The sequence below is a fragment of the Streptomyces sp. NPDC020898 genome, from assembly GCF_044333925.1.
Lineage (GTDB): Bacteria > Actinomycetota > Actinomycetes > Streptomycetales > Streptomycetaceae > Streptomyces.
Genome location: NZ_JBIRRV010000002.1, coordinates 583,460 through 605,927, shown reverse-complemented (window position 1 = coordinate 605,927; position 22,468 = coordinate 583,460). Strand labels below are relative to the sequence as shown.

The following is a 22,468-nucleotide window of genomic DNA, read 5'->3' as shown; positions in this document are numbered from 1 at the left end:
GTCGGCGGGGCGGGTTCTTCGTCGCTGGCGATGGCTACGCAGGAGTTGCCGGTGGGGCCCCTCATAACCCATGGACCCCGCCTCCCAGACCTTCTGGAGCTGCTCAGGGGTGTACATCCGGCGCATACCAGCAGGCGGGTGACGTCCAATTCGGTCAGGGCTGGCACTTGGCACTCCCCACTTCAGAGACCATCTTCTCGATGACCCAGACGCCCTTGCTGTCCCTCTTCAGTGACGTGTTGTAGGCGACGTAGCTCTTCGCGGTGACCTTGGTCTTCCGGATCTTGTTGGTTTCCAAATGCTTGATGAACGCCTTCCCTTGATCCTCGCAGTAGCTGAGCGAGGCCGTTCCGTCGTCATCGACGACTACGACAGGGGAGTAGAAGCGGTAGGTGCCAGTGATGCCGGACTTGTGGTCCACGTAGGTCTGAATGAACTTCTCCGTGCCAGCTGCTGCTTCGCCTTCGTAGTAGTAGAGGTAGGCCTTGTCGAGCGGGTTCTGGTTCGTGATCGCGAGGTCCACGGCCTTGATGGACTGTTCGCTGTCGGCCAGGACCGCGTCCCTGCCCGTGTCACCGGTCTTGGGCCAGTCGAAGGTGTACGTCAGATCGGACGGCAGCTTGATCTGAGGACGACCGGAGCCGGAAGCCGAGGCAGCGGCCGATGCTGTGGGCGACGCCGAGATCTCGTTGCCGGTGTCGGCCCCGGCAACCTTGTCGTTGCCGGTCGACGTGCCGTCGCCGCCGCAGGCAGTCAGGAGCAGGGCCGCAGTCGCGACGAGTGTGGCAGCGAGGGGCAGAGCGCGGCGGTTCACAGTGGACTCCCGTGAGGCTGAGGTGCGATGGACGGCAACGAGCGCGGAACGGCTGGTCAGGGCTGGCACCTGTCGGCTCCACGGGTGGACGTGATCTTCACCAGTTCCCAGACGCCGGCCTTGTTCTTCTGCACCTGAACGCCGTAGGCGACGTAACTGTCCTTGCTGGCCGGAGTCTTCTTGACCTCGCCGGTCTTGATGACCTTGCTGAAGCCTTTGGACTCGTCCCCGCAGTAAGTCAGCGAAGCGCTGTCCTCGCTGCTGACGTTGACCTGTCGGTCGAAGTAGTTCACGGTGCCGGTAACCGTCCACCCTGCGTCCGTGAACGCCTTCACCCACCGCTCGGCGGACACCGCCCCTTCTCCCTCCGTGTAGAACTCCAGGGCGGGGAGGCGCGGGTTCTGGGCGACGATGGCCGCGTCGAGCGCACGGATCATCTCCGCGTTGTCCTTGAGGACGGCGTCCTTGACGGGGTCACCGGTTTGCTCGGGAGCGAAGGCGTGCGTGATGTCCGGCGGCAGCTCGATCCTCGGGCGGTCGGCGGAAGCCGCCGGGACCGCCGCAGAGGCCGTCGGCGACGCGGACGCCTCGCTCCCGGAATCGGCTCCGGCGACCTTGTCGCTGTCCGTCGATGTCGAGGGCGAGGTCGATTTGCTGTCGGTGCCGCCGCACGCGGTCAGCAGGAGCGCTGCCGTCGCGGCGAACGTGGCAGCAAGAGGCCGGGCGTGGCGGTTCACAGTGGGCTCCCCGTGAGACAGATGTACTGGCGGCAACGGCACGACGGTATCGGTGGGGCTACTGATACCGACAGGCTGGTGAGCGCTTCACGGAAGCTTCACGACGGCGACGGAAAATGCGAGTCGCCGCGCACGCTTGCTCAGTTCACCTTGCTCGTCATCAGGGCTGACACTCGGTGCTCCCCCTTTGGGAAACGATCTTCTCGACGACCCAGACGCCCTTGTCGTTTCTGTGCAGTTGGGTGCTGTAGAGGACGTAGCTGTTCTTCGTGACCGCGGTTCTGTCGACCCGCTTCGGGCTGAAATACATGTCGTACGCCTTGCTCTGGTCCTCGCAGTACACGAGCGACGCCCTGTCCGACCCGTTCACGTTGGCGACCGCCTCGTAGTAGCGGTACGAACCCGTGACCCGCGCCTTGGCGTCGACGTACGCCTGGACGAACGTCTCCGTACCGGCGGCGGCCGCGCCCTCGTAGTAGTAGAGGTAGGCCTTGTCGAGCGGGTTCTGGTGCGTGATCGCCAGATCCACGGCCTTGATGGACTGCTCGCTGTCGGCGAGCACGGCGTCCTTCTCCGTGTCGCCGGTCCTGGGCCAGTCGAAGGTGTACGACAGGTCAGCCGGCAGCTCGATGTCCGGCCGGTCGGAGTCGGTCGCTGGCGACGCGGACGCGGGAGGAGGGGCCGACGTCTCGCCGCTCCCCTTCGACCCGCCACCACCACCGCCATCACCACCGTCGCCGCCACCGCAGGCAGTCAGAAACAGAACCGCAGTCGCGGCGAACGCGGCGGCGACAGACAGAGGACGGCGCTTCACAATGAACCTTGCTCCCCGTGGACAGGACGTCAGGACGTACAGGCTGGGGCAAGACCGTATAGGTGGGGCTGCCGGCCCCGCCACGCGGCCGCCGTAGTCACCCAAGCCGCCATGGCCACCCGAGCCGCCATGGCCACCCGAGCCGGCGGAGTCGCCGAAGTCATCGATCCCGGCGAATTCAGGTCGACCGGATCCCCCTCCCCCAACTCCCCTCCCCGGCACCCGACTTGTGGCATATTCGTCTCACTCTCCGTCGATCAAGCTCCACCTTCCGTTAGTTGATCTAGGAGATTCGGTGTTGAGCGGGCCATGCCGTGGATAAGGTGCTGGTGCAAGAGGACGCGTCCGCTTGTGCATACGCGAGCACGCAGGTGCACAAGTGGGTGCACATCTGTATGCGTTTGTGGATGTAAGTGGATGCAAGAGGACCTCACAGGGGCGATCTGAGGCGGTGGCCGACCACCCCGTCGCAGTGAACGGGGTGGTGTGCAGCGTGCCGACCGCGATAGCCGTCACCAGTTCCGACCTGGTGCTCCCACCGCATGACCGGCAGACCCCGCCCGCGGCCGTCCCGTCCCTCGACAGCCTCGACGGCGCCCTCATGGGGATGCACGCGCTGGTCGAGCAGCACGGGTACGTCATCGCCCTCTATCCGGCGTCCACGGACACGGCCGTCACCCGGCGGCTGCACACCGTGCGTTCCGTGCTGGAGAGCGACCGCATCGCGCTGCTCGCCGTCGATCTGCCCCCGCTCGGACTCGCCCTGCTCGCCCAGCAGTTGCGGCAGCTCTCCATGTGCGACTTCAGCCCGGGCGTGCTCGCGTCCTCCGCCCGGCTGCTCGCCCACTACATCTACGCCGGCGCCCTCCTCGGCTCCGTCGCCAAACTCGACCGGGTGCCCGTCTCGCTCAAGTCGCACGCCAAGTCCTGGGTGCCGGGCGCGCAGTTCGCCGTACTCGCCAATCCGCGAGCCCAGCTCGTACGGGTGGGCCAAGGGGAGCTGGCCGGGCCCGAGTTCGGGACGCGGCTGCTCGTCGCGCAGGGGCAGCCGCCCTCCGACTGGGTCACCTCGACCCTCGCACCCGCCTGGCGCGTCCAGGGAGTCGCCCCGGTTCCGCTGCCCGCGGAGTCCGCGCGCTGGTGGGGAACCGGGAAGGTCGTCGAGTTCGCGGCCGGGCTGCACGACGTCTCCGTGCTCTACCAACTGGTCTCCTCCGTACGCCGCGAGGAGTGCCACTGGTGCGGGCTCGAACTCATCGGCGACCGCTGCGGATTCTGCGCCGCACCACTCGCACCGCCTCCGGAGCTTCCCGCGGCCCTCGGGAGGGCAGTAACCCCAGCAGGAACATCGGTAGGAACATCAGTACGAGCACTGCCCCGAGGTACGACGTAAGAGACGTGTCCGTCCCCATCCCCTGATCGAGGTTGTCCGCGTCATGAACTCACGCCAGCGCCGCGGCGTCATCCTGCTGGTCCTCTCGATCCTGTGCGCTATCGGCGCCTTCGTCGGAGTGCTCTCGGTGATCCGCGACGTGAACTCCAAGGTCGGCCCGGAGGTGACGGCGTACCGCCTCAAGGGCGACATCGCGCCCTACAAGGAGCTCACGGCCGACCAGTTCGAGAAGATCTCCATGCCCGAGCGCTGGCTGTCGGCGACCGCCGTCACCAAGGTCTCCCAGATCCGCGGCAAGATCGCCGTGACCCGGCTGGAGAAGGGCTCGCTGCTCCAGACGGACATGATCGTCGACCAGCCCGAACTGGCCCCCGGCGAGCAGGAGATCGCGATCATGATCGACGCGTCGACGGGTGTGGCCGGAAAGATCAACCCCGGGTCGCTCGTCAACCTCTACGCCACCTTCGAGTCCAAGGACAGCGAGAAGGGCGTCGACGAGTCCAAGCTGCTCGTCACGAACGCGCGCGTCATCGACGTCGGCAAGCTCACCGCCCTCGAACCGGGACAGTCCACCAACGACCGCCGGCGTACGGCGACGGAGGCCGTCCCCATCACCTTCGCGCTGAAGACGCCGGACGCCCAACGCGTCGCGTACGCCGAGTCGTTCGCCGAACACGTCCGCCTCGCGCTCGTCGCCGGCGGCGAAGTGACGGCGATCCCCGGCGCCGGCGACCGTACGTACACCCTCGACAAGGACAAGTAGGAGGCCGGGCATGAGGTCCGTACGTACGCAGCCGCACCTGCACCTGCACCCGCAGCCGTGCCTGTCGAGGGTGTGCCGATGACCATCCGCGTCCTCGCCGCCACCGCCGACATCGAGTCCGCCCGCGCCCTGAGCACCCTCCTCAGCAGGCTCCCCGACGCCGAACCCGCCCCGCCCGTCGCCGACTCGACGGCGCTGCTCGACACCCTGGCCCGGCTGGCCGCCGAGTCCCTCGACGAACTGCCCGAAGTCGTCCTCGTACACGAGCGGATAGGGCCCGTCCCGGCCCTCGATCTCGTACGCGACCTGGTGATGCGCTTCCCGGCCGTCGGGGTCGTCCTCATCACCGCGGACCCCAGCACCGGCGTCCTCACCGCCGCCATGGACTCCGGCGCCCGAGGCATCGTCCAACTGCCCCTCGGTTACGACGCCTTGGCGGAGCGCGTCACGGCCGCCGCGGCCTGGTCGTCGGGCATGCGGCGCCATCTCGGCAGCAGCGCACCCGAGTTGTACGCGGGCCCCGGCGGTACGGTCGTCACCGTGACCGGCGCCAAGGGCGGCGTCGGCGCCACCGTCACCGCTGTCCAACTCGCCCTCGCCGCACGGGCGTCGGGCCGTACCGTCGCCCTCCTCGACCTGGATCTCCAGTCGGGGGACGTGGCCTCCTACCTGGACGTCCAGTTCCGCAGGTCGATCGCCGACCTGGCCGGCATCTCGGACATCAACCCGCGCGTCCTCCAGGACGCAGTCTTCACCCACGACACCGGCATCGCCCTGCTCCTCGCCCCCTCCGAGGGCGAACGCGGCGAGGAGGTCACCGACAGGGTGGCCCGCCAGGTCGTCGCCGCCCTGCGCTCCCGCCACGACGTCGTCGTCGTCGACTGCGGCGCCCGGATGGACTCGGCCACGGCCGCCGCCGTCGAGATGGCCGACCACGCCCTGCTCCTCGTCACCCCCGACGTCATCGCCGTACGCGCCGCCAAACGCATGGTCCGCCTCTGGGACCGCCTCCAGATCCGCAAGGCCGAGGAGACGTTGACGGTCGTCAACAGGCAGTCCAAGGGTACGGAGATCCAGCCCTCCCTCGTCGAGAAGGTCACCGGCACGAAGGTCGCCCGCTCCTCAATTCCCGCCGCGTTCAAGGAACTTCAGTCGGTCGTCGACGCCGGACGGCTCCAGGACCTGGACGCCCGGTCGTCGGTCAAGCAGGCGCTGTGGGCGCTGGCGGGGGAGTTGGGCCTGGTCGTCGTCCACGAGGGGGGCGGCGGCAAGCGACGTAAGTCATCGTCGTCGTCCGACCGGGGCGCGCTGAGCCTGCGGCGCCGAGGAGAGAAAGGCGGCGACCGAGGCGCCGTGACCCTCGAATTCGCGGGCATGTTCCCGATGTTGCTCGTCGTGATGAGCATCCTGTGGCAGTGCGTGCTGTACGGCTACACATACTCGCTGGCCGGCAACGCGGCGGACGAGGCGGCTCGCGCGGCAACAGCGGCGTACGCCGTCGACCCCACCGCCTACGAAGGGGCCTGCGAGAGCGCGGGCGGCGAGAACCTGCCCGGAGCCTGGTCCGGCGCCACCATCGACTGCGGCCCCGAGGGCGAGATCATGACGGCCACCGTCAGCGCCCAAGTCCCCCTGTTCTTCCCGGGTTTCGACGTCAACTGGACGGTGAACGGCGAGGCCGGGGCGGCGCTGGAAGGGGACGGGGACTGATGAGGGCGAGGACGAGGCTGAGGGCAAGGACAAGGCCGAGGAGCCGTCGGGACCGTCTCGCGAACCGCCTTCGCCGGGGCAAGCCCGGCGACCGGGGGCAGAGGCATGACAGAGGTGACAGGCATGCCAGGGGTGACAGGGGTGCCTCGATCCTGGAGTTCGCCGGATTCCTCCCGATCCTCATCATCATCGGCCTGGCCTGCATCCAACTCGGCCTCATCGGCTACGGCATCAACCAGGCCGGTACGGCAGCGCGTGCGGCGGCCAGGGCCGCCTCCCTCGACCGCGACGGACAAGCGGCGGGCGTCGCCTCCGTCAGCGACTGGCTCGACCCGCAGGTGGACGCGCCGCTGGGCGCGGGGGACACGACCACCGCAACCGTGACCGTCACCGTCCCCGCGATCATCCCGATCTTCGACGCCTGGCCCGTGACCCGCGAAGCCACCATGCCCAACGACGAAGACGGCTGACGGCCGACGGCTGACGGGCGATGGAGAAAGACCACAGCTGATCGCAGCAGATCGCAACTGAACGTGACTGGAGAGGAGTTGAGACCGAGACCATGAGCCTGCGCTCCCGCATAGCCTCCCCCGACGACCACGGCAACGGAACCGCGCGCGAGGACGGCCACGTCGTGGCGACCTACCGTGCCAAGCTCCTCGAAGAGATCGACCTCGCGGAGATGTCCGGCCTCGCGGCGGCCGAACGCCGCGTCCGCCTGGAACGCGTCCTCGGCCACATCATCAGCCGCGAAGGCCCGGTCCTCTCCTCCGCCGAACGCTCCCAGCTCATCAGGCGGGTGGTCGACGAGGCCCTCGGCCTGGGCGTCCTCGAACCCCTCCTCGCCGACGCGTCGATCACCGAGATCATGGTCAACGGCCCGGACTCGATCTTCGTGGAACGAGCCGGCCGCGTCGAACAGCTCCCCATGCGCTTCGCGTCGAGCGAGCAGCTCATGCAGACCATCGAGCGCATTGTCTCGACGGTCAACAGGCGGGTGGACGAGTCGAATCCGATGGTCGACGCCCGTCTGCCCACCGGCGAACGCGTCAACGTCATCATCCCGCCGCTCTCCCTTACCGGCCCGACCCTCACGATCCGCCGCTTCCCCCGCGCCTACACGCTCCCCGAGCTGATCGGCCTGGGCTCGCTCGACGAGCAGATGCTGATGCTCCTCGCCGCGTTCGTTCGCGCCCGCTTCAACGTCATCGTCAGCGGCGGTACGGGCACCGGCAAGACCACGCTCCTCAACGCGCTCTCGGGCCTGGTCCCCTCCCGCGAACGCATCATCACCATCGAGGACTCGGCCGAACTCCAGCTCCAGCAGGAGCACGTGATCCGCCTCGAATCCCGCCCGCCGAACGTGGAGGGCAAGGGCCAGATCACCATCCGCGACCTGGTCCGCAACTCCCTCCGTATGCGCCCCGACCGCATCATCGTGGGTGAGGTCCGAGGCGGCGAGACGCTCGACATGCTCCAGGCGATGTCCACGGGCCACGACGGCTCACTCGCCACCGTCCACGCCAACTCGGCGGAGGACGCGCTGATGCGCCTTCAGACCCTGGGCTCGATGTCCGAAGTCATGATCCCCTTCGAGGCGTTGAAGGACCAGATCAACTCGGCGGTCGACGTCGTCGTCCAACTGGCCCGCCACGCCGACGGATCCCGCCGCATCGCCGAGATCGCCCTGGTCGTGTCCCACGGCCGCGAACAGTTCCGTATCGCGACCGTCTCCCGCTACGTCACCCGCCCGACCGGCCCCGACCGCGTCGCCCAGGGCTATTTCGAACACCTCCCGCTGCCCCGCCCGGTCGCCGAGAAGCTGTACCTGGCGAACGAATCGCTGCCACCGGCGTTCGGCGTGGCCGAGGTGCTCGACGTCCTGGACACCAGGCAGGCGATCGGATGAGCGCGAAGATGATGAAGACGAAGACGAAGACGACGGAGAAGACGACGGAGAAGACGACGGAGAAGACGACGACCGTGGCGAGGACGAACATGCGGAGCGAGCGGAGGGACCCATGAACAACTCGGTCCCGCTGGCGTTGGGTGCCACCGTGCTGTGCTGCACGCTCGCCGTCGCGGGCGTGCACACGTACGCCGCCGGCCGCGCCCAGCGCCAGGCGCTCGAAGACCGCCTCTCCGGCGGCGGCGCGCTGCGTACGGTGGCCGGCCGGGTACGCCGGTTCGCGGCCGTCGACCGCCGGCTGCGCCGTACCCGCCTCGGCCGCACGATCCACCTCCGCCTCTCGGCGACCGGACTGGACCTGACGGCGGGCGAGTTCTTCACGTACGTCACCGCTGTGGGCGTCGCGCTGTGGCTGCTGGCCGCCGCCGTACTCGCCCCCTTCTTCGGCCCGATCGCCGCACTGGTGACGGTCTGGGGCGCGGCGATCTTCCTCAACTGGCAGCGCCAGAAACGTATCGAGGCGTTCATCAACCAACTCCCCGACGTGGCCCGCCTGCTGGCCAACGCCACGGCGGCCGGCCTGGCCCTGCGTACGGCACTGGCGATGGCGGCGGAGGAACTGGAGGCCCCGGCGGGCGAGGAACTGGCCCGGGTCGCCGACCAGTTGATGATGGGCAGAACGATCGACGACGCGCTGGGTGAACTGGCCGAACGCCTCCCGTCCCGCGAACTGGTCGTCCTCGTCACGACGTTGGTGCTGGCCAACAAGGCAGGCGGCTCGGTGGTCAGCTCGCTCCGCAACCTCACCCAGACCCTTGAGGACCGCAAGGAGACGCGCCGAGAGGTCCGCACGATGCTGTCGGAGGTCAACGCGACGGCCTTCACGGTCCCGTGCCTGGGCCTCGGCTCCCTCCTCCTGATCAACTCCTCGAACGAGGGCGCCCTGGAGAAGGTGACCGGCTCCGGCCTCGGCCAGGGCCTGATCCTCCTCTCCCTGGCCCTGTACACGGTCGGCTTCTTCGTCATCCGCCGCCTGGGCAAGATCGAAGTCTGAGGGGGAGTGAGTGATGAGTGATCGGATGCTGCAACTGCTGCTGGCCTTGTTGATGGCGATCGCCGTCGCGGGCGCCCTGCTGGGCGTCCGCATGATCCGCGCGGACGCCAAACTCCCCTCCGACCTGCTTCTGGCCCTGGAGGTGGGCGGCACCCGGGTCTCCAAGGCGGACTCGGCGATCGACCGCCTGGGCATGCGCTTCGCCCCCCTCGTACTCCGCCTGATGGGCCCCCGCCGGGTCGACGCGAAACGCCTGCGCATCGACATGGCGGGCAACCCCGGCGGCCTGACCCTCAACCGCTACGCGGCCCGCCTGGCGGTGTACGTCGTCTTCGGCGTCCTCATGGGCCTGATCTTCCTCTCGAACGGCCAACTCGTCCTCGCCGTCATCACGTTCGCCTTCGGCATGACGGCGGCGGACGCGGCGATCTGGCAGGCGGTGCGCGAACGCAAGGAGGTCATCGACCGCACGCTCCCGGACTTCCTGGACGTACTCGCGGTGGTCGTCTCGTCGGGCCTCGGCTTCCGCCAGGCCCTGGACCGGGTGGCGGAGAAGTACGAGGGCCCGTGGGCGGACGAACTCCGCATCACCCTCCGCCAGATGGACATGGGTGTCAGCCGCCGCCAGGCCTTCGACGAACTCCGCAAACGCAACTCCTCCGAGCAGGTGGCCCAGTTCGTCTCGGCACTCCAACAGGGCGAGGAGCTGGGCTCACCGATCGCGGAAACACTGATCCAGATCGCCGCGGACATGCGCCGCACCGACGCCCAGGAATCCCGCCGCCGCGCCGCGAAGACGATCCCCAAGGCAACCCTCGTCACCCTCGTCTTCATGCTCCCGGCGACGATGATCCTCATCGCCACCGGCATGTTCCTCGGCTCAGGCACCAACTTCGGTTCGATCCTGGGACGTTGAGGGGATGCGCAGATGCGGCCGATGAGGGAGACGAAGGCACTGCTGACGGCCATGCGGCGCAGTGAGAAGCCCGGCCGGAATGAGAAGCCTGGCTGGAACTGGAACTGGAACTGGAACTGGAACTGGAACTGGAACCGGGAGCGGGGCTACGACCCCACCGCCGGCTACCTGGCTGACGACGCCCCCGCCCCCGCCAGCGTCCGCCTCCAGCTCAACGCCCTACAGGCCCTGTGCCGCCAGGCGTTCGCGGTACGCATGACGATGCTGGCCCTGGGCACCCCCTTCGCGATGACCAACACGGCGGACGGGCCCCCGAGTTACGCGGTCCTGGCAGCCGCGGTGTTCGGCATCACCGCCTCGTACGCCATGTACCGGGACTGGGACCGCCTGGCCCCGCGCCTCCTGGCCCACCCCTCCCTGATGGCCGTGGACCTGACCTTCGCGGCGATACTCCTCCTCACGGCATCCCCGGCTTCCCCTTTGGCCTACGCCACGGTCTGCACCCCCCTCCTCTCCGGCCTCCTCTACGGCTGGCGAGGCTCAGGAGTCTTCACGGGCCTGCAACTGGCGGTCCTCCTGATGGTCCACCGAGCCTGGGAACACCGCCCCGGCAGCGGCACCAGCACCCTCCTCATCGCGGGCTTCTGCATCGGAGCCGGCATCATCGGCGTCACCCTGCGCAACCTGATGTTCCGCTTCGGTACGGCGAGCGAGGCACTGGCGGAGGCGAACTCCCGCCTGGCGGTGGCGGAGGCGGTCGATTCGGAACGGGCCCGCCTGGCAAGGGAGATGCACGACTCGGTGGCGAAAACCCTGCACGGCCTGGCCCTGGCAGCGGAGGCCCTGGCGACCTCCGCCACCGGCGCCGACCCGGAGACGGTACGCCGCCAGGCAACCCTGGTGGCCTCGTCGGCCCGCCGAGCGGCAACAGAATCCCGCGACCTCCTCACCGACCTGCGCCACCACACGGACCTGACGGCACCGGACGTGGACCTGATGGCGGAACTGACGCACAGGGCAGCGGAGTTCGAGTCGAGCACCGGCATCGGTACGGCGCTGGACAGGCGAGGGGAGGAGGCGGACGACGTCTCCCACGTGCCTCACCGGACGGCACATCACCTCCTGGCGATCGTGTCGGAGGCACTGGAGAACACGCGCAGGCACGCGGGCGCGACGAGGGTGACACTGGAGGCGGAAACCTCGGAAGAGGGCGTGACCCTGCGCATCCTGGACAACGGGGTGGGCCTCCCAGACCCCCTCGACCTCGAAGACGTCACGAAATCCGGCCACTTCGGCTTGCTGGGCATGGTGGAACGGGCGATGTCACTGGGTGCGGTGATTCACCTGGGCCGATGCGAGGAGGGGGGCACGGAGATCCGAGTGGACGTGAGGTTCGCGTCCCACGCGTCACCAGGCCTCGGATACGTGCCTAGCCCACGGCCCCGACCCCAGCCCCGGCCCCGAAAGGAGGCAGGATCACATGCCCACGCGTGAACTGCCGGATCCGCTACGGGTACTGGTGGCCGACGACAACCCGGTGGTACGCGCCGGCCTCACGGCGCTACTGGGCGGCCACCCGGACATCGAGGTGGTGGCGGAGGCGACGAACGGCACCGAGGCCCTGATGGCGGCGGAGCGCGTACACCCCGACCTGGTCCTCCTGGACGTACGCATGCCCGGCACGGACGGCCTCACCGCCCTCCCCGAACTGGCCCTCCTGGCCCCGGTGATGATGCTGACGTACAGCAGCGAGCCGGAGGTGGTGGCGGAGGCGATGCGCAGAGGCGCGACGGGCTACCTGATCCACGGAGAGTTCACGGCAGAGCAGCTGGCCAAGTCCGTACGGCAGTTGGGCGACCGGTCCGAGGAAGCCGACAGGATTCCCAGGACGACGACCCCCCTGACCCTGACTGTCCCGGATTCGCTCGGTGTTTCCTACGAACCGAACGAAAACTCTTCGCACCTGCAACCATTTATGGCACTCTTGTCAAAGACTCCAAAGACTAGGCTCGCCCACGCGACGACACTCGTCACCAGCGCCCGCAATCGACCGGACTTCGGCCTGAGTTCAAGGGAGGTGGAGGTCATGGATCTCATCGCCGCAGGCGTGAACAACCAGCAGATCGCCGCCACCTGCTTCATCAGCGAGAAGACCGTCAAGAACCACATCAACCGCATCTTCGCAAAGCTGCACAGTACGACACGGAGCGAAGCGATCGCCCGGTGGCTGGGTACGGCTCGGGAGGGGTGGGAGTGATGGGGCATGCTGTGGGGGGAAGTTGGGCCCATGGACCCACGCGCAGTAGGCGGGTTCTCACATACTGTGCTGAGGTCGGTAGTGGTGTCGGGCGGGAGGGCGCAAGCCATGATGAAGGTCAACACGTGGGCGCGGACCGTTGTCTCCCGGATGCGGGGAAAGAACCGGGACGCGGGGGCCGGGTTCGTGGAGTACGCGGGCCTCATGATCATCATTGCGGGGATCTTTACGTTGATCGACGGGTTGGGACTGGACGGTTTGATCTCGGGAGCTATCTTCGACGCCGTCAACTCCGTCATCGGAGGCTGACCTCCGCCCACTTGGCGAGCGACCGAGGACAGACTCTCCCCATCTACATCTGGCTGACAGGGATTCTGCTCTTCGCGGCGGTTGCCTTCTTCGTGTTCGCTCAAGCAGCGTCCGTCCGCAATGGAGCCCAATCTGCGGCGGACGCTGCGGCGTTGGCGGCGGCACAGGACGCCCGGGACGAGCTGGTGGACACCGTGGTAGGCGCGATCGGACAGGGCGGCAACTGGCTCGATTGGCTGAACGGCCAGGATCCGCCGGGCGATGGAGCCACAGCGGCTGCACAGACACTGGCAGCCGAGAACGGCTCAACTGTCCAGGGCGGCGCCGAACCTGTCGAGATGGACGGGTACCCAGGGTTCCGGGTTGCCGTCGAGACCAACAATACGGTCGGCGCCTCGATCATTCCGGGCACAGAGGGCATGCACGCCGAGGCCGATGCCATCGCCGTCATCCAGCCGCGCTGCGAATTCGACCCCAATGCGAATCCCGCGCAGCCGATCGACCTGGACTGTGACGGCCAGATCGTGACCATTGACCCTGGAAACTTCAATCCGGGCGACTTTCCTGACGCATCCGTGCTGTTCTCTGTGTATCTGGCCGAGTGAGAGGAAGCAGTACCGATGGAATTCCGGCGCACCATGAAGGGCCGCAAGGCACTCGTCGCGGTGGCGATCACTACTGGGATGTTCCTCACGGTGGCCGGCTGCGGCGGAGGAAGCGACGACAAGTCCGAGGGCGGGACCACGACGTCGTCGACCCCCTCGAAGGCCAACAACGGTGAGGACGCCAAGGACACCGAATCCCAATCCCCCATCCCTGAGCAGGTTCTGGCCGAGGTCAAGGGCGGCGACCTCACCCTGAAGGTCACCTCGGCAACTCGTGACGAGGGCGGGTTCGTGACGGTCGAAGGCACCGTGACCAACATCGGCAGCAGGTCATGGGTGGCTGCGGACTGGCGTGGTGACGAGCGGGAACTTGAGAAGAACGGCGGGTCCGTCGCGGGAGCGAGCCTTGTCGACCCGACAGGTAAGAAGAAGTACCTCGTGCTGCGTGACACCGAAGGCCGGTGCCTGTGCACGAGGTTCACCGGCGCACTTGTGTCAGGTAAGTCGTCGGACTGGTTCGCCCAATTCCCCGCCCCACCGGAAGGTACGACGAACGTCGACTTCCAGGTCGGCTCCATGCCGCCGGCGTCCATCGAGATCTCCGAGGGCGAGTGACCATGACCCGCACTCATCGCCCCACCGCAACCACGCTCATGGCCCTGGCAGTCCTGGCCACCCTTACCTTGGCAACCCCCGTCGCCCAGGCTGACGACGAAGACCCGAGCGCCCCACCGGGCAGCGTGTCGACATCCCCACCCCCCGAAGTGGACCCCAACAGCCCCGGCCTGAAACTGGCCGACGGCGCCACACTCGCCGCCGCCAAAGTCCTGGACATCAAGTCGGTCGTCGAGGACATGGGCGGCGAGGAACGCCGGGTGGACACGAACGAGAACGTGACGTTCGCCCTTCAGGCCGAGGTCCTGTTCCCGAAGGACAGTTCAAAGCTCAACCCGGAGGCCAACTCCCGGATCCAGGCGATCGCCGACGAGATCAAGGCACAGAAGGCCACGAACGTCAGGGTCTTCGGCTTCACCGACAACCTCGGCTCGTACGCCCACGGCCTGACCCTCTCCAAGAGCCGCGCGGAGCAGGTCCACGACCGACTGGCCGCCAGCCTGGGCGCGGACGTCACCTTCCAGGTACGCGGCTACAGCGAGGACTACCCGATCGCCGACAACTCCTCGGAACAGGGCCGACGCAAGAACCGCCGGGTGGAGATCACGTTCCAGAAGGAGACGTGAGGCCTCGTTCGTCGTGATCGCCACCTTGCGGAAGATCTCCTTGGGGCCGGGACACGCTCACCCTGCGAGTCGGGACCGGGTCACTGCCGAAGACTCACACCAGGTGGTCTGCCTTGCCGGCCTTGATGTCCCGGACCAGCGCGAGAAGGGCCTCGCGGCTGTCTGTCAGATATCGCTCTTCCTGTCCGGCGACGGCTATGTAGGCATTGCCGTCGCCGTCCATACCGAGGCGGAAACAGTTGTTGCCCTCTCCGCAGAAGGGCTCTTCCCAGTGGATGCTGGTCACGATCTCTCCTCTAAAGGTCGTGGGCGAGTTGGTGGATCAGGTCGCGGGAGACCGCAGGGGGCAGCGCCGCGTCGTCCATCCAGTCCAGGTGGACACGGTACTTGTTGAGCTGCGCTTCGGCGTGGGTGAATTCGGGCCCGTGCGCGGAGTCGAGTTGCACGGTGTCGAGTTGAGCTGTCACCCCGTCCGCGTACAGCAGGGCATGCCCCGCTCCGGGGAATCCGCCGATGCTGAACGGAACGACCCGCACCTCGACGTTCTCGCACTCGGACTGCACGCACAGCTGCTTGAGCTGCTCGCGGGTTACCCCGATGCCGCCGAAAGGCATGCGCAGGGCGGCTTCGTGGACGTAAGCGACATACGGCAGGGGCGCGGAACGCTCGAAGACCTGTTGCCGCTCCATGCGGTGCGCGACGCGCAACTCGATCTGCAGTCTGCTCAGGGGTGGTAGGACCGCGGCGAAAACAGCTCGGGCGTACTCCTCGGTCTGGAGCAGGCCAGGTACGTGCATGACCTGGACGGTACGGACACGGGTGGCAAACCACTCCAACTCCGCGATGTCCAGCAGACCTGCGGGCAGGCTTCCCCGGTGTTTCTCCCACCACCCGCGTTCCTTGCTGCCGACCATGTCTGCCATGGCCGAGAGTGCCTCGACGTAACGGGCGTCCGTACAGGCGTAGTTGCTGGAGAGAGTGCGGACGCGCTCGGCTGAGAAGGGCCGGATTCCGGACTCCATGTTGGACAGCCTGGTCCGGTCGATTCCGAGCAGCCCGGCTGCGTACTCAGTCGTACGTCCGGCCGCGAGACGCATCTTGCGCATCTCGGCGCCGAGGCGTTTCTGCCGCTCTGTTGGCGTGGTCCTGGTCGACATGCCGTCCCTTCTGGCCCTGGATGGCTCACAGTCTGCCCACCAAGCCTCCCCCGGTCCACTCGATAGGGGGTAATTGTCACCACCGTGATGGACATTGCGACTCCAAGAGTTCTACCTTCGGTGACGTAGTGACTACCTAGCGCACTGCCGGAAGTGCATCGCGCGAGCCTGCCCGTACCTCCTTCCCTGGGAGGGGTGAGCTCGCGCCAGGGAGAGGGGCCACCGGCTGTACGCATCCGCATGCGCGTCGAATCGCCTTCGAACGCGCCACTCGCGCAATGGAGTTGCCATGACCGCACCCGCCCCCGCGACCGTCTGTCCGCTGTCCATCGACCCTCTGCCCACCTCGCCACCCGGTCCGGAGGAACTCGCCTACAGCCTCACCCTGCCCGCCGCGCCGACGAGCGCGGCGATCGCGAGGGCGGCTGCCCGCACGGTGCTGCACATGCACGGCCTGGACGACGTGACCGACGCAGCGGTTCAGGTTGTGAGCGAACTGACGTCCTGCGCCTGCCGTTTCACGACCGCCGACGACATCTACATCTCGCTCCGCTATCGCGACGGAGCGCTGCGCGTGATCCTCTACGACGCCCACCCCCGGCACACCCACCCGCGTCTGTCTGCGGCCTGCGACGCCAGGCGCCGCGCGACCCTGCGTGTACTGGCCTGCGTGGTCCGCGCCTGCCACGGCGACTGGGGCTTCGACGCCGCCCGGGAACCGGGCGGCGGGACGCGCTTGTGGGCGGTGTTGCCGAGGTCGGGGGCGCGGACGTATGGGATGTCCGGGGAGCGCACGAGGTGACGCCGGCCCGGGTGCGGCAATACCGGGGCCGCTGGAGGCTGGCTGGCTCGGGGGCGGCACGCTGTTGAGGGGCACCTGGAGCCCCCAGAGGTCGTTGCCGGGCGGGAGGAGATCTGGTTGGCGCTGGCCCTGGGGCTGCTGGTGGATGACCGGCGCACATCCCTGGGCCTGTCTCAGTCCGCACCGGGAGAGCGCCTCGGAACGACCGCCGACGCGGTGGAGGCGCTGGAACCGGGCGGCATGCTGCCTGTCGCTGCCGACCTTCTAGCCTGGTCGGCTGAAGCGCTGAATGCCACGGTGAATCTGCATGCGGCGGTCTACGGCATCAACGCCCTGACTTTCGGCGAGTGGGTGGCGTAGGCCGCTGGAGCGCGTCGTCGCTCTTTGCGGTGCAACCGTTAAACGACCTGTTCACTGCGCTGCGCGGTGAACAGGTCGCCGCGTTATGTAACCGTTACAGGTCAAGTGGGTTAGCTACTGGGCGGTTTGGGGCTGTACGTCCCAACGGTTGACAGGCTTCAACCCGGCCTCTCCAGGCGCTGACGGATAGCGTTGGTTCGCCAATGAGAACCCTCGCCCCACCAGGAGTCGACTGTGAACCGCCGCCCCACGCTGCTCGCAGCACTCGCGCTGACTGCCGCTGCGGCTTTGTCGCTGTCCGCATGCGGGAGCGATGACAGCTCCAAGGGCAAGGGCAACGACAAGATCGCAGGAGCCGACACCGGGAGTGAAGCACCGGTGTCCCCGAGTCCGAGTGTGTCGGACTCCGCCGGTCGCCCGAAGATCACCTTCCCGTCCGACGCGAAGAACGTCTTTGAGTTCGAGAAGACAGGCGACGCGACGAAGGACGCGGCCCTCGCGGACAGTGCCCTGAGTGTCAACTCGGTGGATGAAGCGATCTTCGAGGGAAGTGTTGACACCAAGGCGCTCGGCTTCTACAACGCCGACAAGGCCCTGAGCGCGTCGATCACATATGCGCTGAGATACATCAACAAGAGCGACACATGGGTTGGTGAGACCCGGTATTTCGACTACAAGGTGACCCTCTCCGGGGACAACAAGGCATATGTCACCTACTGCTCCGACGAAAGCAAGTCCTACATCAAGGACAAGAAGACCGGGAAGGTCGACAATACGCCAACGACGGCGAACGCCTACGTGCTCTATAACACCGGTCTCACCAGGAATGCGGACGGTGTCTGGCAGACCGCCAACATCGTCTCGGACAGGGGGGCCAAGGCGTGTCAGCCGTAAGGAACTCGGCGCAGTGCTCGCATCTGCCTCACTCTTTTCTTCCCATACGGTCTTTGCCGAGCGAGGCAAGAACGGAAACGTCACTGAGGCGACTCAGGAACCGCTGAGCTTCGTGAAGGAACTGTCGCGAGATGCCCACTCCCGTGCAGGAGGCGGGCATCTGCGGTGTCTCGCAAGCGGAACGGTAGGAGAAGCGAGGAGGCCTGATGAGCGGCGGATACCACACCAGCTGGACGATCCCACTCGAGCACCGCGAGGATCCCGCATATCACGCTGCGGGCCGCCGGATGGATTTCGCCCAGGCGGTCTACGAGCGCCGCTCGGCTCTGGGGTGGAGCACCGTCGAGCTGGCACGCCGGGCCGGGATGTCCGAGGAGGGCATCGAGTCCATCGAGGAGAGTGGGGTCGATCCGACCCTTGAGTTGATCGAGCAGCTGGCCACGGCTCTCGAATCAGGCGCGAGGATCGATCCGGGCAGCACCCCGGAGTTCCGCTTCGAGGAACGCGCAGCCTGAGTAGCACTCACGCACAAGGTGCTGCGCTGTTACCGCAGTTTGCGGTGGCAGTCGTATTCCGTCGGCATGACTAACACCGACAAAGGACGGGGCCGTTGCAGGCATCGATGGCACGCGCCTCATCCTCGACAACGCTGGCATCCTCGACCTTATCCGTCATGTCGGCTGACGCTTCCTGATCGGAGAGACACCGTCCATGAACCCCACTGACTACCTGATTGCCTGGGAGCATCCAGCCACCCGTCGGGCCTGGACGGCACACATGGTGATGAATGTTGCTGGCCTTGTCGGCTGGATTGCCGCTTGGATCGGCCTGTTGTATGTACTTATCGTGTTCCTGTCGCCGGGATTCGTTTTCCTTTTTGTGCTGCCCCTCGGATATTGTTTCTACCGAGCTGTAGCTCAGCTGCGCTACTTTTCACCGGCGTTTCGCATGCAACGCATTTTGTGGACGTACCCATGGCAGGTACTGCGCAATATTTCCCATGGGTTGAGCAACCACCCGAACGTCCCCGGCAAGCATCACGGTTGGTTTGAGTTCCCCAACCCAGCTCGCTCCGATCGGCTACTTGCCCTTGTTTTCTCTCAACATCTCCGTACGGAATGGTGGCACCGCCGGATGGCTCCCCGTGCCAAGCCGGAGCTGAAGTCGCAGATTGATGTTATCTGGTTCGCGGGCGACCCACGGTTCATCGGTCTTGTCGCAGCGTTCACGCATGATGAGGCGGCGCCTCGCCGCATGCAAGTTCTTGAACAGCGGACAGAGCTAGAGGATGGTCAGAGTTTTACGGACTGGGGTGCCACTCCGGAGGATATTGAGCGCGGTCGACGCGTAGGTATTTACCCCGCCCACTCGTGATACGCGTTCGGAATACACCGCTTCGAGGGACCCAAGCGTGAGATCGACTGGCACCTGGTCGATGAAGAGCTGCGCCGGTACTTCAACGAGAAGACCAGGACCATGGGCGCCTTTGTCAGTGGGCGCAGGACCCACCAGCTCATGGCCGACTTCTGGCCCACCGCCGACTCCGACCCCGACAGCACGGAACCGATGGTCGAGTTCGCCGGCGTCTGGCGGGACATGCCGAAGTATGTGTTCTCGCGGACCTTGGAGCATGCCGACTGAAACACCACCGTCGTGCGGGAGGTCGTTCCGGAGGAGATCCGGGCGCTGAAGGAGCAGCCCGGCGGGGATCGCGCGGTCAGCGGTGCGGAACTGGTCGCCGAGTCACGTGCCTTCGGCAACGGTGTCGTACTCGCGGTACGAACGGGTCGGTGGCGGCGACCGGTAAAAGTGTTGTCCTGCGTGGCCCCGCTCGGTAGGAAAGCCCTATGACTGGACTCGGAGTGGTATTCCGGCCGCAACTTCCGCCCGAGCGGCTGCGTGCCCTCGCTCAACTCGCCGATGACAGTGGGATCGAGGAGCTCTGGCTCTGGGAGGACTGTTTCCGGGAAGGGGGTGTCTCCGCTGCCGCGGCTGCCCTCGCCTGGACCGAGCGGGTGCGCATCGGCGTAGGCCTGCTCCCCGTACCTCTCCGCAACGTCGCCCTCACCGCGATGGAGGCCGCCACCCTGCACCGCCTGTTTCCGGGGCGTGCCATCCTCGGCGTCGGGCACGGGGTGCAGGACTGGATGGGCCAGGTCGGGGCGCGGGTCGGATCGCCGCTCCTCCTGCTGCGGGAGTATGTGCTCGCGTTGCGTGCCCTGCTCGACGGGGAACGCGTCACCGTCGACGGGCGGTACGTGAAGCTGGACGATGTCGGTCTCGACTGGCCCCCGGAACCTGGACTTCCTCTTCTCGTCGGCGCCACCGGGCCCCGTACCCTTCGGCTCGCCGGTGAGGTGGCTGACGGGACCGTTCTCCATGCCGGTACCGCTCCCGACGGGGTACGGCAGGCGCTGCGGCTCATCGAGGAAGGGCGGGAGTCGGGGGAGCGGGGTGAGCGCGCGCATCAGGTGGTCGTCTATCTCCTTGCCGCCACCGGGGCCGACGCCGGTGAGCGGCTCCGCGCCGAACTGGACGCCGAAGGAGTGGCCTCCGTGCCGGGGCTTGGTGTCGCCGGGGATGCCGGTGCCGTCGCCAAGGCCGTGGGGCAGCTCGCTGAGGCCGGTGCCGACACCGTCATCCTTCAGCCGACCGGGGACGAGCCCGACCCCGAGGGCTTCGTACGGTTCGTCGCGGAGGAGGTCCGGCCGCTCGTCCCCTGACCGTTCCCGGTTGCCCACCGCCCGTTGTCAGTGGTCCCTGCCAGACTTTCCGCCATGACCGACAACGTGGCTGACGACGACGTACAGCTCCGGGACGTGGTGGACGCCGACCTGGAGTTCCTGCTCGCGTACGAGCACGATCCCGAAGCGGTCCGGCGGTCGAGGTTCACGCCTCGGCCGCGGGACGCCTTCATGACGCACTGGAAGTCGAAGATCCTCGGCGACAGCACCGTGTTCGTGCAGACGGTCACCGTGGACGGTGAGCCCGCCGGCAACATCATGGCCTGGTGGGAGAGTGTCCCCGACCTCGATGACCGTCGCTTCATCGGGTACTGGCTCGGGCGGCCCTACTGGGGGAGAGGCGTCGGAACCGTCGCCCTCGGTCAGTTCCTGCTCCGCGAGCCCAACCGGCCCCTCTACGCCGACCCGTTCGCCGAGAACACCGGCTCCGTCCGCCTCCTCGAAAAGCACGGCTTCCGGCGGAGCGGTACCGTCCGCCACGGCGAGGACGAGCACACCATGCTCGTCCTCGACGCCGAGAAGCCGTAGCCCCGTGAAGTGATGGGGGAGCTATGACGGGTTGTACGCTCCCGTCGCCCCGTCGATCAGCTCCCGCACGATGTCCATGTGCCCCGCGTGCCGCGCCGTCTCCGCCGTCATGCGGACCAGGACCCAGCGCAACGAGCACTCGTCGTCCCGCCAGGCCGGCTTGCCCAGGGTGTCCAGCGGGAGTTCCGTCAGTACGCGGTCGGCGGCGGCGCGGGCGCGGGCGTAGAAGTCGGTGATCTGAGCCGTGGTCTCGTCCGGGCCCGCAGTCATGTCCTCGCCCAGGTACGGGTCGAACCAGAAGGGCTCCGTCTCCCTGCCGAACGTCTCGACGAACCAGCCGTACTCCACCGACGCCAGGTGTTTCACCAGCCCCAGCAGACTCGTACCCGACGGTGTCACCGTCCTGCGGACCTGCTCGTCGTCCAGGCCCTCCAGTTTCCACAGGACCGCGTCCCGTTCCTGGTCCAGCTTCGCGCGCAGCGTCGTCGTCTCGTCATCGGCGTACAACATGTCCCGCACCACCTCCGCTTCCGTTCCGCTTCCGTTCCGTTGCCGACCCGGCTTCCTTCGACGCGGCGGAAATTATCAGCGCCCTCTGACAACTGCCTGCGAATATCACCCTCATGCCCGCGCCCACACCCACGCCCAGGTCCAAGTCCACCCCTGGCTTCGAACAGCTCCTTGCCGAAGGCTCCGCCGTCCCCACCGACGGCTGGGACTTCTCCTGGTTCGACGGCCGGGCCACCGAGGCGCGGCCCTCGTGGGGGTACGCCCGGGCCATGGGGGAGCGGCTGGCCCGCGTGTCCGCCGCGCTCGATGTGCACACGGGGGGAGGAGAGGTGCTCAACACCGCTCCGACGCTGCCCCCGCTCACCGTCGCCACCGAGGGCTGGCCGCCGAACGTCGCCAAGGCCACCGCCCTGCTCCACCCGCGCGGCGTGGCGGTCGTCGCCGTACCGGACGACGCGCCGCTGCCCTTCGCCGCCGACGCCTTCGATCTGGTCGTCAGCCGGCACCCCGTCGCTCCGCACTGGACCGAGATCGCCCGCGTCCTGCGCCCCGGCGGTACGTATTTCGCCCAGCACGTCGGGCCCTCCAGCGCGTACGAACTTGTCGAGCACTTCCTCGGACCGCAGCCGGACGGGCGGCGCAGCGCCCGCCATCCCGACCGCGAGCGTGCCGGGGCGGAGGCCGCCGGGCTGGAGATCGTCGAACTGCGCGCCGAGCGGCTGCGGATGGAGTTCTACGACATTGCCGCTGTCGTGCACTTTCTGCGCAAGGTGATCTGGATGGTCCCCGGGTTCACCGTCGATGCCTATCGTCCCCAACTCCGGTCCCTGCACGAGCGGATCGAGACGGAGGGGCCGTTCGTGGCCCACAGCACCCGCCACCTCTTCGACGCCCGCAAGCCGAAGAAGTAACACTTCCCGAGTTCCCTTCCTCCCTTGCTGCGCCTCCTTG

Annotated in this window: 28 protein-coding genes; 22 read left to right on the top strand and 6 right to left on the bottom strand. The window is 67.3% G+C overall.

The window, feature by feature from the left end:
- Positions 1-154 precede the first annotated feature (154 nt).
- From ACH4TV_RS10640 to ACH4TV_RS10630, 3 genes are all read right to left on the bottom strand, one after another.
- Entirely contained in the window at positions 155-814 is a 660-nt protein-coding gene (locus tag ACH4TV_RS10640) for a hypothetical protein (protein WP_398396360.1), read from the bottom strand.
- Between the two features lie 56 nt (positions 815-870).
- On the bottom strand, positions 871-1,551 hold the full coding sequence (locus ACH4TV_RS10635; protein ID WP_398396358.1) for a hypothetical protein: 681 nt from the start codon (positions 1,549-1,551) through the stop codon (positions 871-873).
- A 160-nt stretch (positions 1,552-1,711) separates the two neighbouring features.
- Positions 1,712-2,365 carry a hypothetical protein gene (locus ACH4TV_RS10630; RefSeq protein WP_398396356.1) on the bottom strand — a complete coding sequence of 218 codons (654 nt, stop codon included), beginning with the start codon at positions 2,363-2,365 and terminating at the stop codon, positions 1,712-1,714.
- A 493-nt stretch (positions 2,366-2,858) separates the two neighbouring features.
- On the opposite strand from ACH4TV_RS10630, the gene ACH4TV_RS10625 reads away from it, so the two are divergent.
- The 13 genes from ACH4TV_RS10625 to ACH4TV_RS10565 all read left to right on the top strand — a co-directional run bounded on the left by ACH4TV_RS10625 (position 2,859) and on the right by ACH4TV_RS10565 (position 14,522).
- Positions 2,859-3,758 carry a hypothetical protein gene (locus ACH4TV_RS10625; protein WP_398396354.1) on the top strand — a complete coding sequence of 300 codons (900 nt, stop codon included), beginning with the start codon at positions 2,859-2,861 and terminating at the stop codon, positions 3,756-3,758.
- Positions 3,759-3,801: 43 nt separating this feature from the next.
- A complete protein-coding gene (gene cpaB / locus ACH4TV_RS10620; protein WP_398396352.1) occupies positions 3,802-4,521 on the top strand; it encodes a Flp pilus assembly protein CpaB in 720 nt (239 codons plus the stop codon).
- Between the two features lie 78 nt (positions 4,522-4,599).
- Positions 4,600-6,231, top strand: coding sequence for a CpaE family protein (locus ACH4TV_RS10615; protein ID WP_398396350.1), 1,632 nt, complete (start codon positions 4,600-4,602; stop codon positions 6,229-6,231).
- Positions 6,231-6,701: a TadE/TadG family type IV pilus assembly protein gene (locus ACH4TV_RS10610; protein WP_398396348.1), complete on the top strand. Its 471-nt coding sequence runs from the start codon at positions 6,231-6,233 to the stop codon at positions 6,699-6,701. The genes ACH4TV_RS10615 and ACH4TV_RS10610 overlap by 1 nt, the downstream gene beginning before the upstream one ends.
- A gap of 92 nt (positions 6,702-6,793) precedes the next feature.
- Positions 6,794-8,140, top strand: coding sequence for a CpaF family protein (locus ACH4TV_RS10605; RefSeq protein WP_398396346.1), 1,347 nt, complete (start codon positions 6,794-6,796; stop codon positions 8,138-8,140).
- A gap of 112 nt (positions 8,141-8,252) precedes the next feature.
- Positions 8,253-9,194, top strand: coding sequence for a type II secretion system F family protein (locus ACH4TV_RS10600; RefSeq protein ID WP_398396344.1), 942 nt, complete (start codon positions 8,253-8,255; stop codon positions 9,192-9,194).
- Between the two features lie 25 nt (positions 9,195-9,219).
- Entirely contained in the window at positions 9,220-10,110 is an 891-nt protein-coding gene (locus ACH4TV_RS10595; RefSeq protein ID WP_398396595.1) for a DUF5936 domain-containing protein, read from the top strand.
- 21 nt (positions 10,111-10,131) lie between these two features.
- Entirely contained in the window at positions 10,132-11,604 is a 1,473-nt protein-coding gene (locus ACH4TV_RS10590; protein WP_398396342.1) for a sensor histidine kinase, read from the top strand.
- On the top strand, positions 11,591-12,367 hold the full coding sequence (locus ACH4TV_RS10585; RefSeq protein WP_398396340.1) for a response regulator: 777 nt from the start codon (positions 11,591-11,593) through the stop codon (positions 12,365-12,367). The genes ACH4TV_RS10590 and ACH4TV_RS10585 overlap by 14 nt, the downstream gene beginning before the upstream one ends.
- A 108-nt stretch (positions 12,368-12,475) precedes the next feature.
- Positions 12,476-12,676, top strand: coding sequence for a hypothetical protein (locus tag ACH4TV_RS10580; protein WP_398396338.1), 201 nt, complete (start codon positions 12,476-12,478; stop codon positions 12,674-12,676).
- Positions 12,677-12,687: 11 nt separating this feature from the next.
- A complete protein-coding gene (locus ACH4TV_RS10575) occupies positions 12,688-13,281 on the top strand; it encodes a pilus assembly protein TadG-related protein (RefSeq protein WP_398396336.1) in 594 nt (197 codons plus the stop codon).
- 15 nt (positions 13,282-13,296) lie between these two features.
- A complete protein-coding gene (locus ACH4TV_RS10570) occupies positions 13,297-13,896 on the top strand; it encodes a hypothetical protein (RefSeq protein ID WP_398396334.1) in 600 nt (199 codons plus the stop codon).
- A gap of 38 nt (positions 13,897-13,934) precedes the next feature.
- The gene (locus tag ACH4TV_RS10565; RefSeq protein WP_398396593.1) at positions 13,935-14,522 is read left to right on the top strand and encodes an OmpA family protein; all 588 of its coding nucleotides are present in this window, start codon (positions 13,935-13,937) and stop codon (positions 14,520-14,522) included.
- A 94-nt stretch (positions 14,523-14,616) separates the two neighbouring features.
- On the opposite strand, the gene ACH4TV_RS10560 is transcribed toward ACH4TV_RS10565, so the two are convergent.
- Both ACH4TV_RS10560 and ACH4TV_RS10555 read right to left on the bottom strand, forming a co-directional pair.
- On the bottom strand, positions 14,617-14,808 hold the full coding sequence (locus ACH4TV_RS10560; protein WP_398396332.1) for a hypothetical protein: 192 nt from the start codon (positions 14,806-14,808) through the stop codon (positions 14,617-14,619).
- 10 nt (positions 14,809-14,818) lie between these two features.
- Entirely contained in the window at positions 14,819-15,679 is an 861-nt protein-coding gene (locus ACH4TV_RS10555) for a helix-turn-helix domain-containing protein (RefSeq protein ID WP_398396330.1), read from the bottom strand.
- Positions 15,680-15,968: 289 nt separating this feature from the next.
- Here ACH4TV_RS10555 and ACH4TV_RS10550 point away from each other — a divergent pair, with 289 nt between their 5' ends.
- The 8 genes from ACH4TV_RS10550 to ACH4TV_RS10515 all read left to right on the top strand — a co-directional run bounded on the left by ACH4TV_RS10550 (position 15,969) and on the right by ACH4TV_RS10515 (position 21,007).
- A complete protein-coding gene (locus ACH4TV_RS10550) occupies positions 15,969-16,481 on the top strand; it encodes an ATP-binding protein (protein ID WP_398396329.1) in 513 nt (170 codons plus the stop codon).
- A 117-nt stretch (positions 16,482-16,598) separates the two neighbouring features.
- Positions 16,599-16,841 (top strand): XRE family transcriptional regulator, encoded by a 243-nt coding sequence (locus ACH4TV_RS10545; RefSeq protein ID WP_398396327.1) that lies wholly within the window; start codon positions 16,599-16,601, stop codon positions 16,839-16,841.
- 234 nt (positions 16,842-17,075) lie between these two features.
- Positions 17,076-17,735, top strand: coding sequence for a hypothetical protein (locus ACH4TV_RS10540; protein WP_398396325.1), 660 nt, complete (start codon positions 17,076-17,078; stop codon positions 17,733-17,735).
- A gap of 206 nt (positions 17,736-17,941) precedes the next feature.
- Positions 17,942-18,250 (top strand): helix-turn-helix domain-containing protein, encoded by a 309-nt coding sequence (locus ACH4TV_RS10535; protein WP_398396323.1) that lies wholly within the window; start codon positions 17,942-17,944, stop codon positions 18,248-18,250.
- Between the two features lie 196 nt (positions 18,251-18,446).
- A complete protein-coding gene (locus ACH4TV_RS10530; RefSeq protein WP_398396321.1) occupies positions 18,447-19,109 on the top strand; it encodes a hypothetical protein in 663 nt (220 codons plus the stop codon).
- 102 nt (positions 19,110-19,211) lie between these two features.
- Positions 19,212-19,376: a hypothetical protein gene (locus ACH4TV_RS10525; protein ID WP_398396319.1), complete on the top strand. Its 165-nt coding sequence runs from the start codon at positions 19,212-19,214 to the stop codon at positions 19,374-19,376.
- A gap of 206 nt (positions 19,377-19,582) precedes the next feature.
- The gene (locus ACH4TV_RS10520) at positions 19,583-20,458 is read left to right on the top strand and encodes an LLM class flavin-dependent oxidoreductase (RefSeq protein ID WP_398396317.1); all 876 of its coding nucleotides are present in this window, start codon (positions 19,583-19,585) and stop codon (positions 20,456-20,458) included.
- 54 nt (positions 20,459-20,512) lie between these two features.
- Entirely contained in the window at positions 20,513-21,007 is a 495-nt protein-coding gene (locus tag ACH4TV_RS10515; RefSeq protein WP_398396315.1) for a GNAT family N-acetyltransferase, read from the top strand.
- A 21-nt stretch (positions 21,008-21,028) separates the two neighbouring features.
- Here ACH4TV_RS10515 and ACH4TV_RS10510 read toward each other — a convergent pair whose 3' ends face one another.
- On the bottom strand, positions 21,029-21,517 hold the full coding sequence (locus tag ACH4TV_RS10510) for a DinB family protein (protein WP_398396313.1): 489 nt from the start codon (positions 21,515-21,517) through the stop codon (positions 21,029-21,031).
- Positions 21,518-21,630: 113 nt separating this feature from the next.
- On the opposite strand from ACH4TV_RS10510, the gene ACH4TV_RS10505 reads away from it, so the two are divergent.
- On the top strand, positions 21,631-22,428 hold the full coding sequence (locus tag ACH4TV_RS10505; RefSeq protein ID WP_398396311.1) for a class I SAM-dependent methyltransferase: 798 nt from the start codon (positions 21,631-21,633) through the stop codon (positions 22,426-22,428).
- Positions 22,429-22,468: the final 40 nt, after the last annotated feature.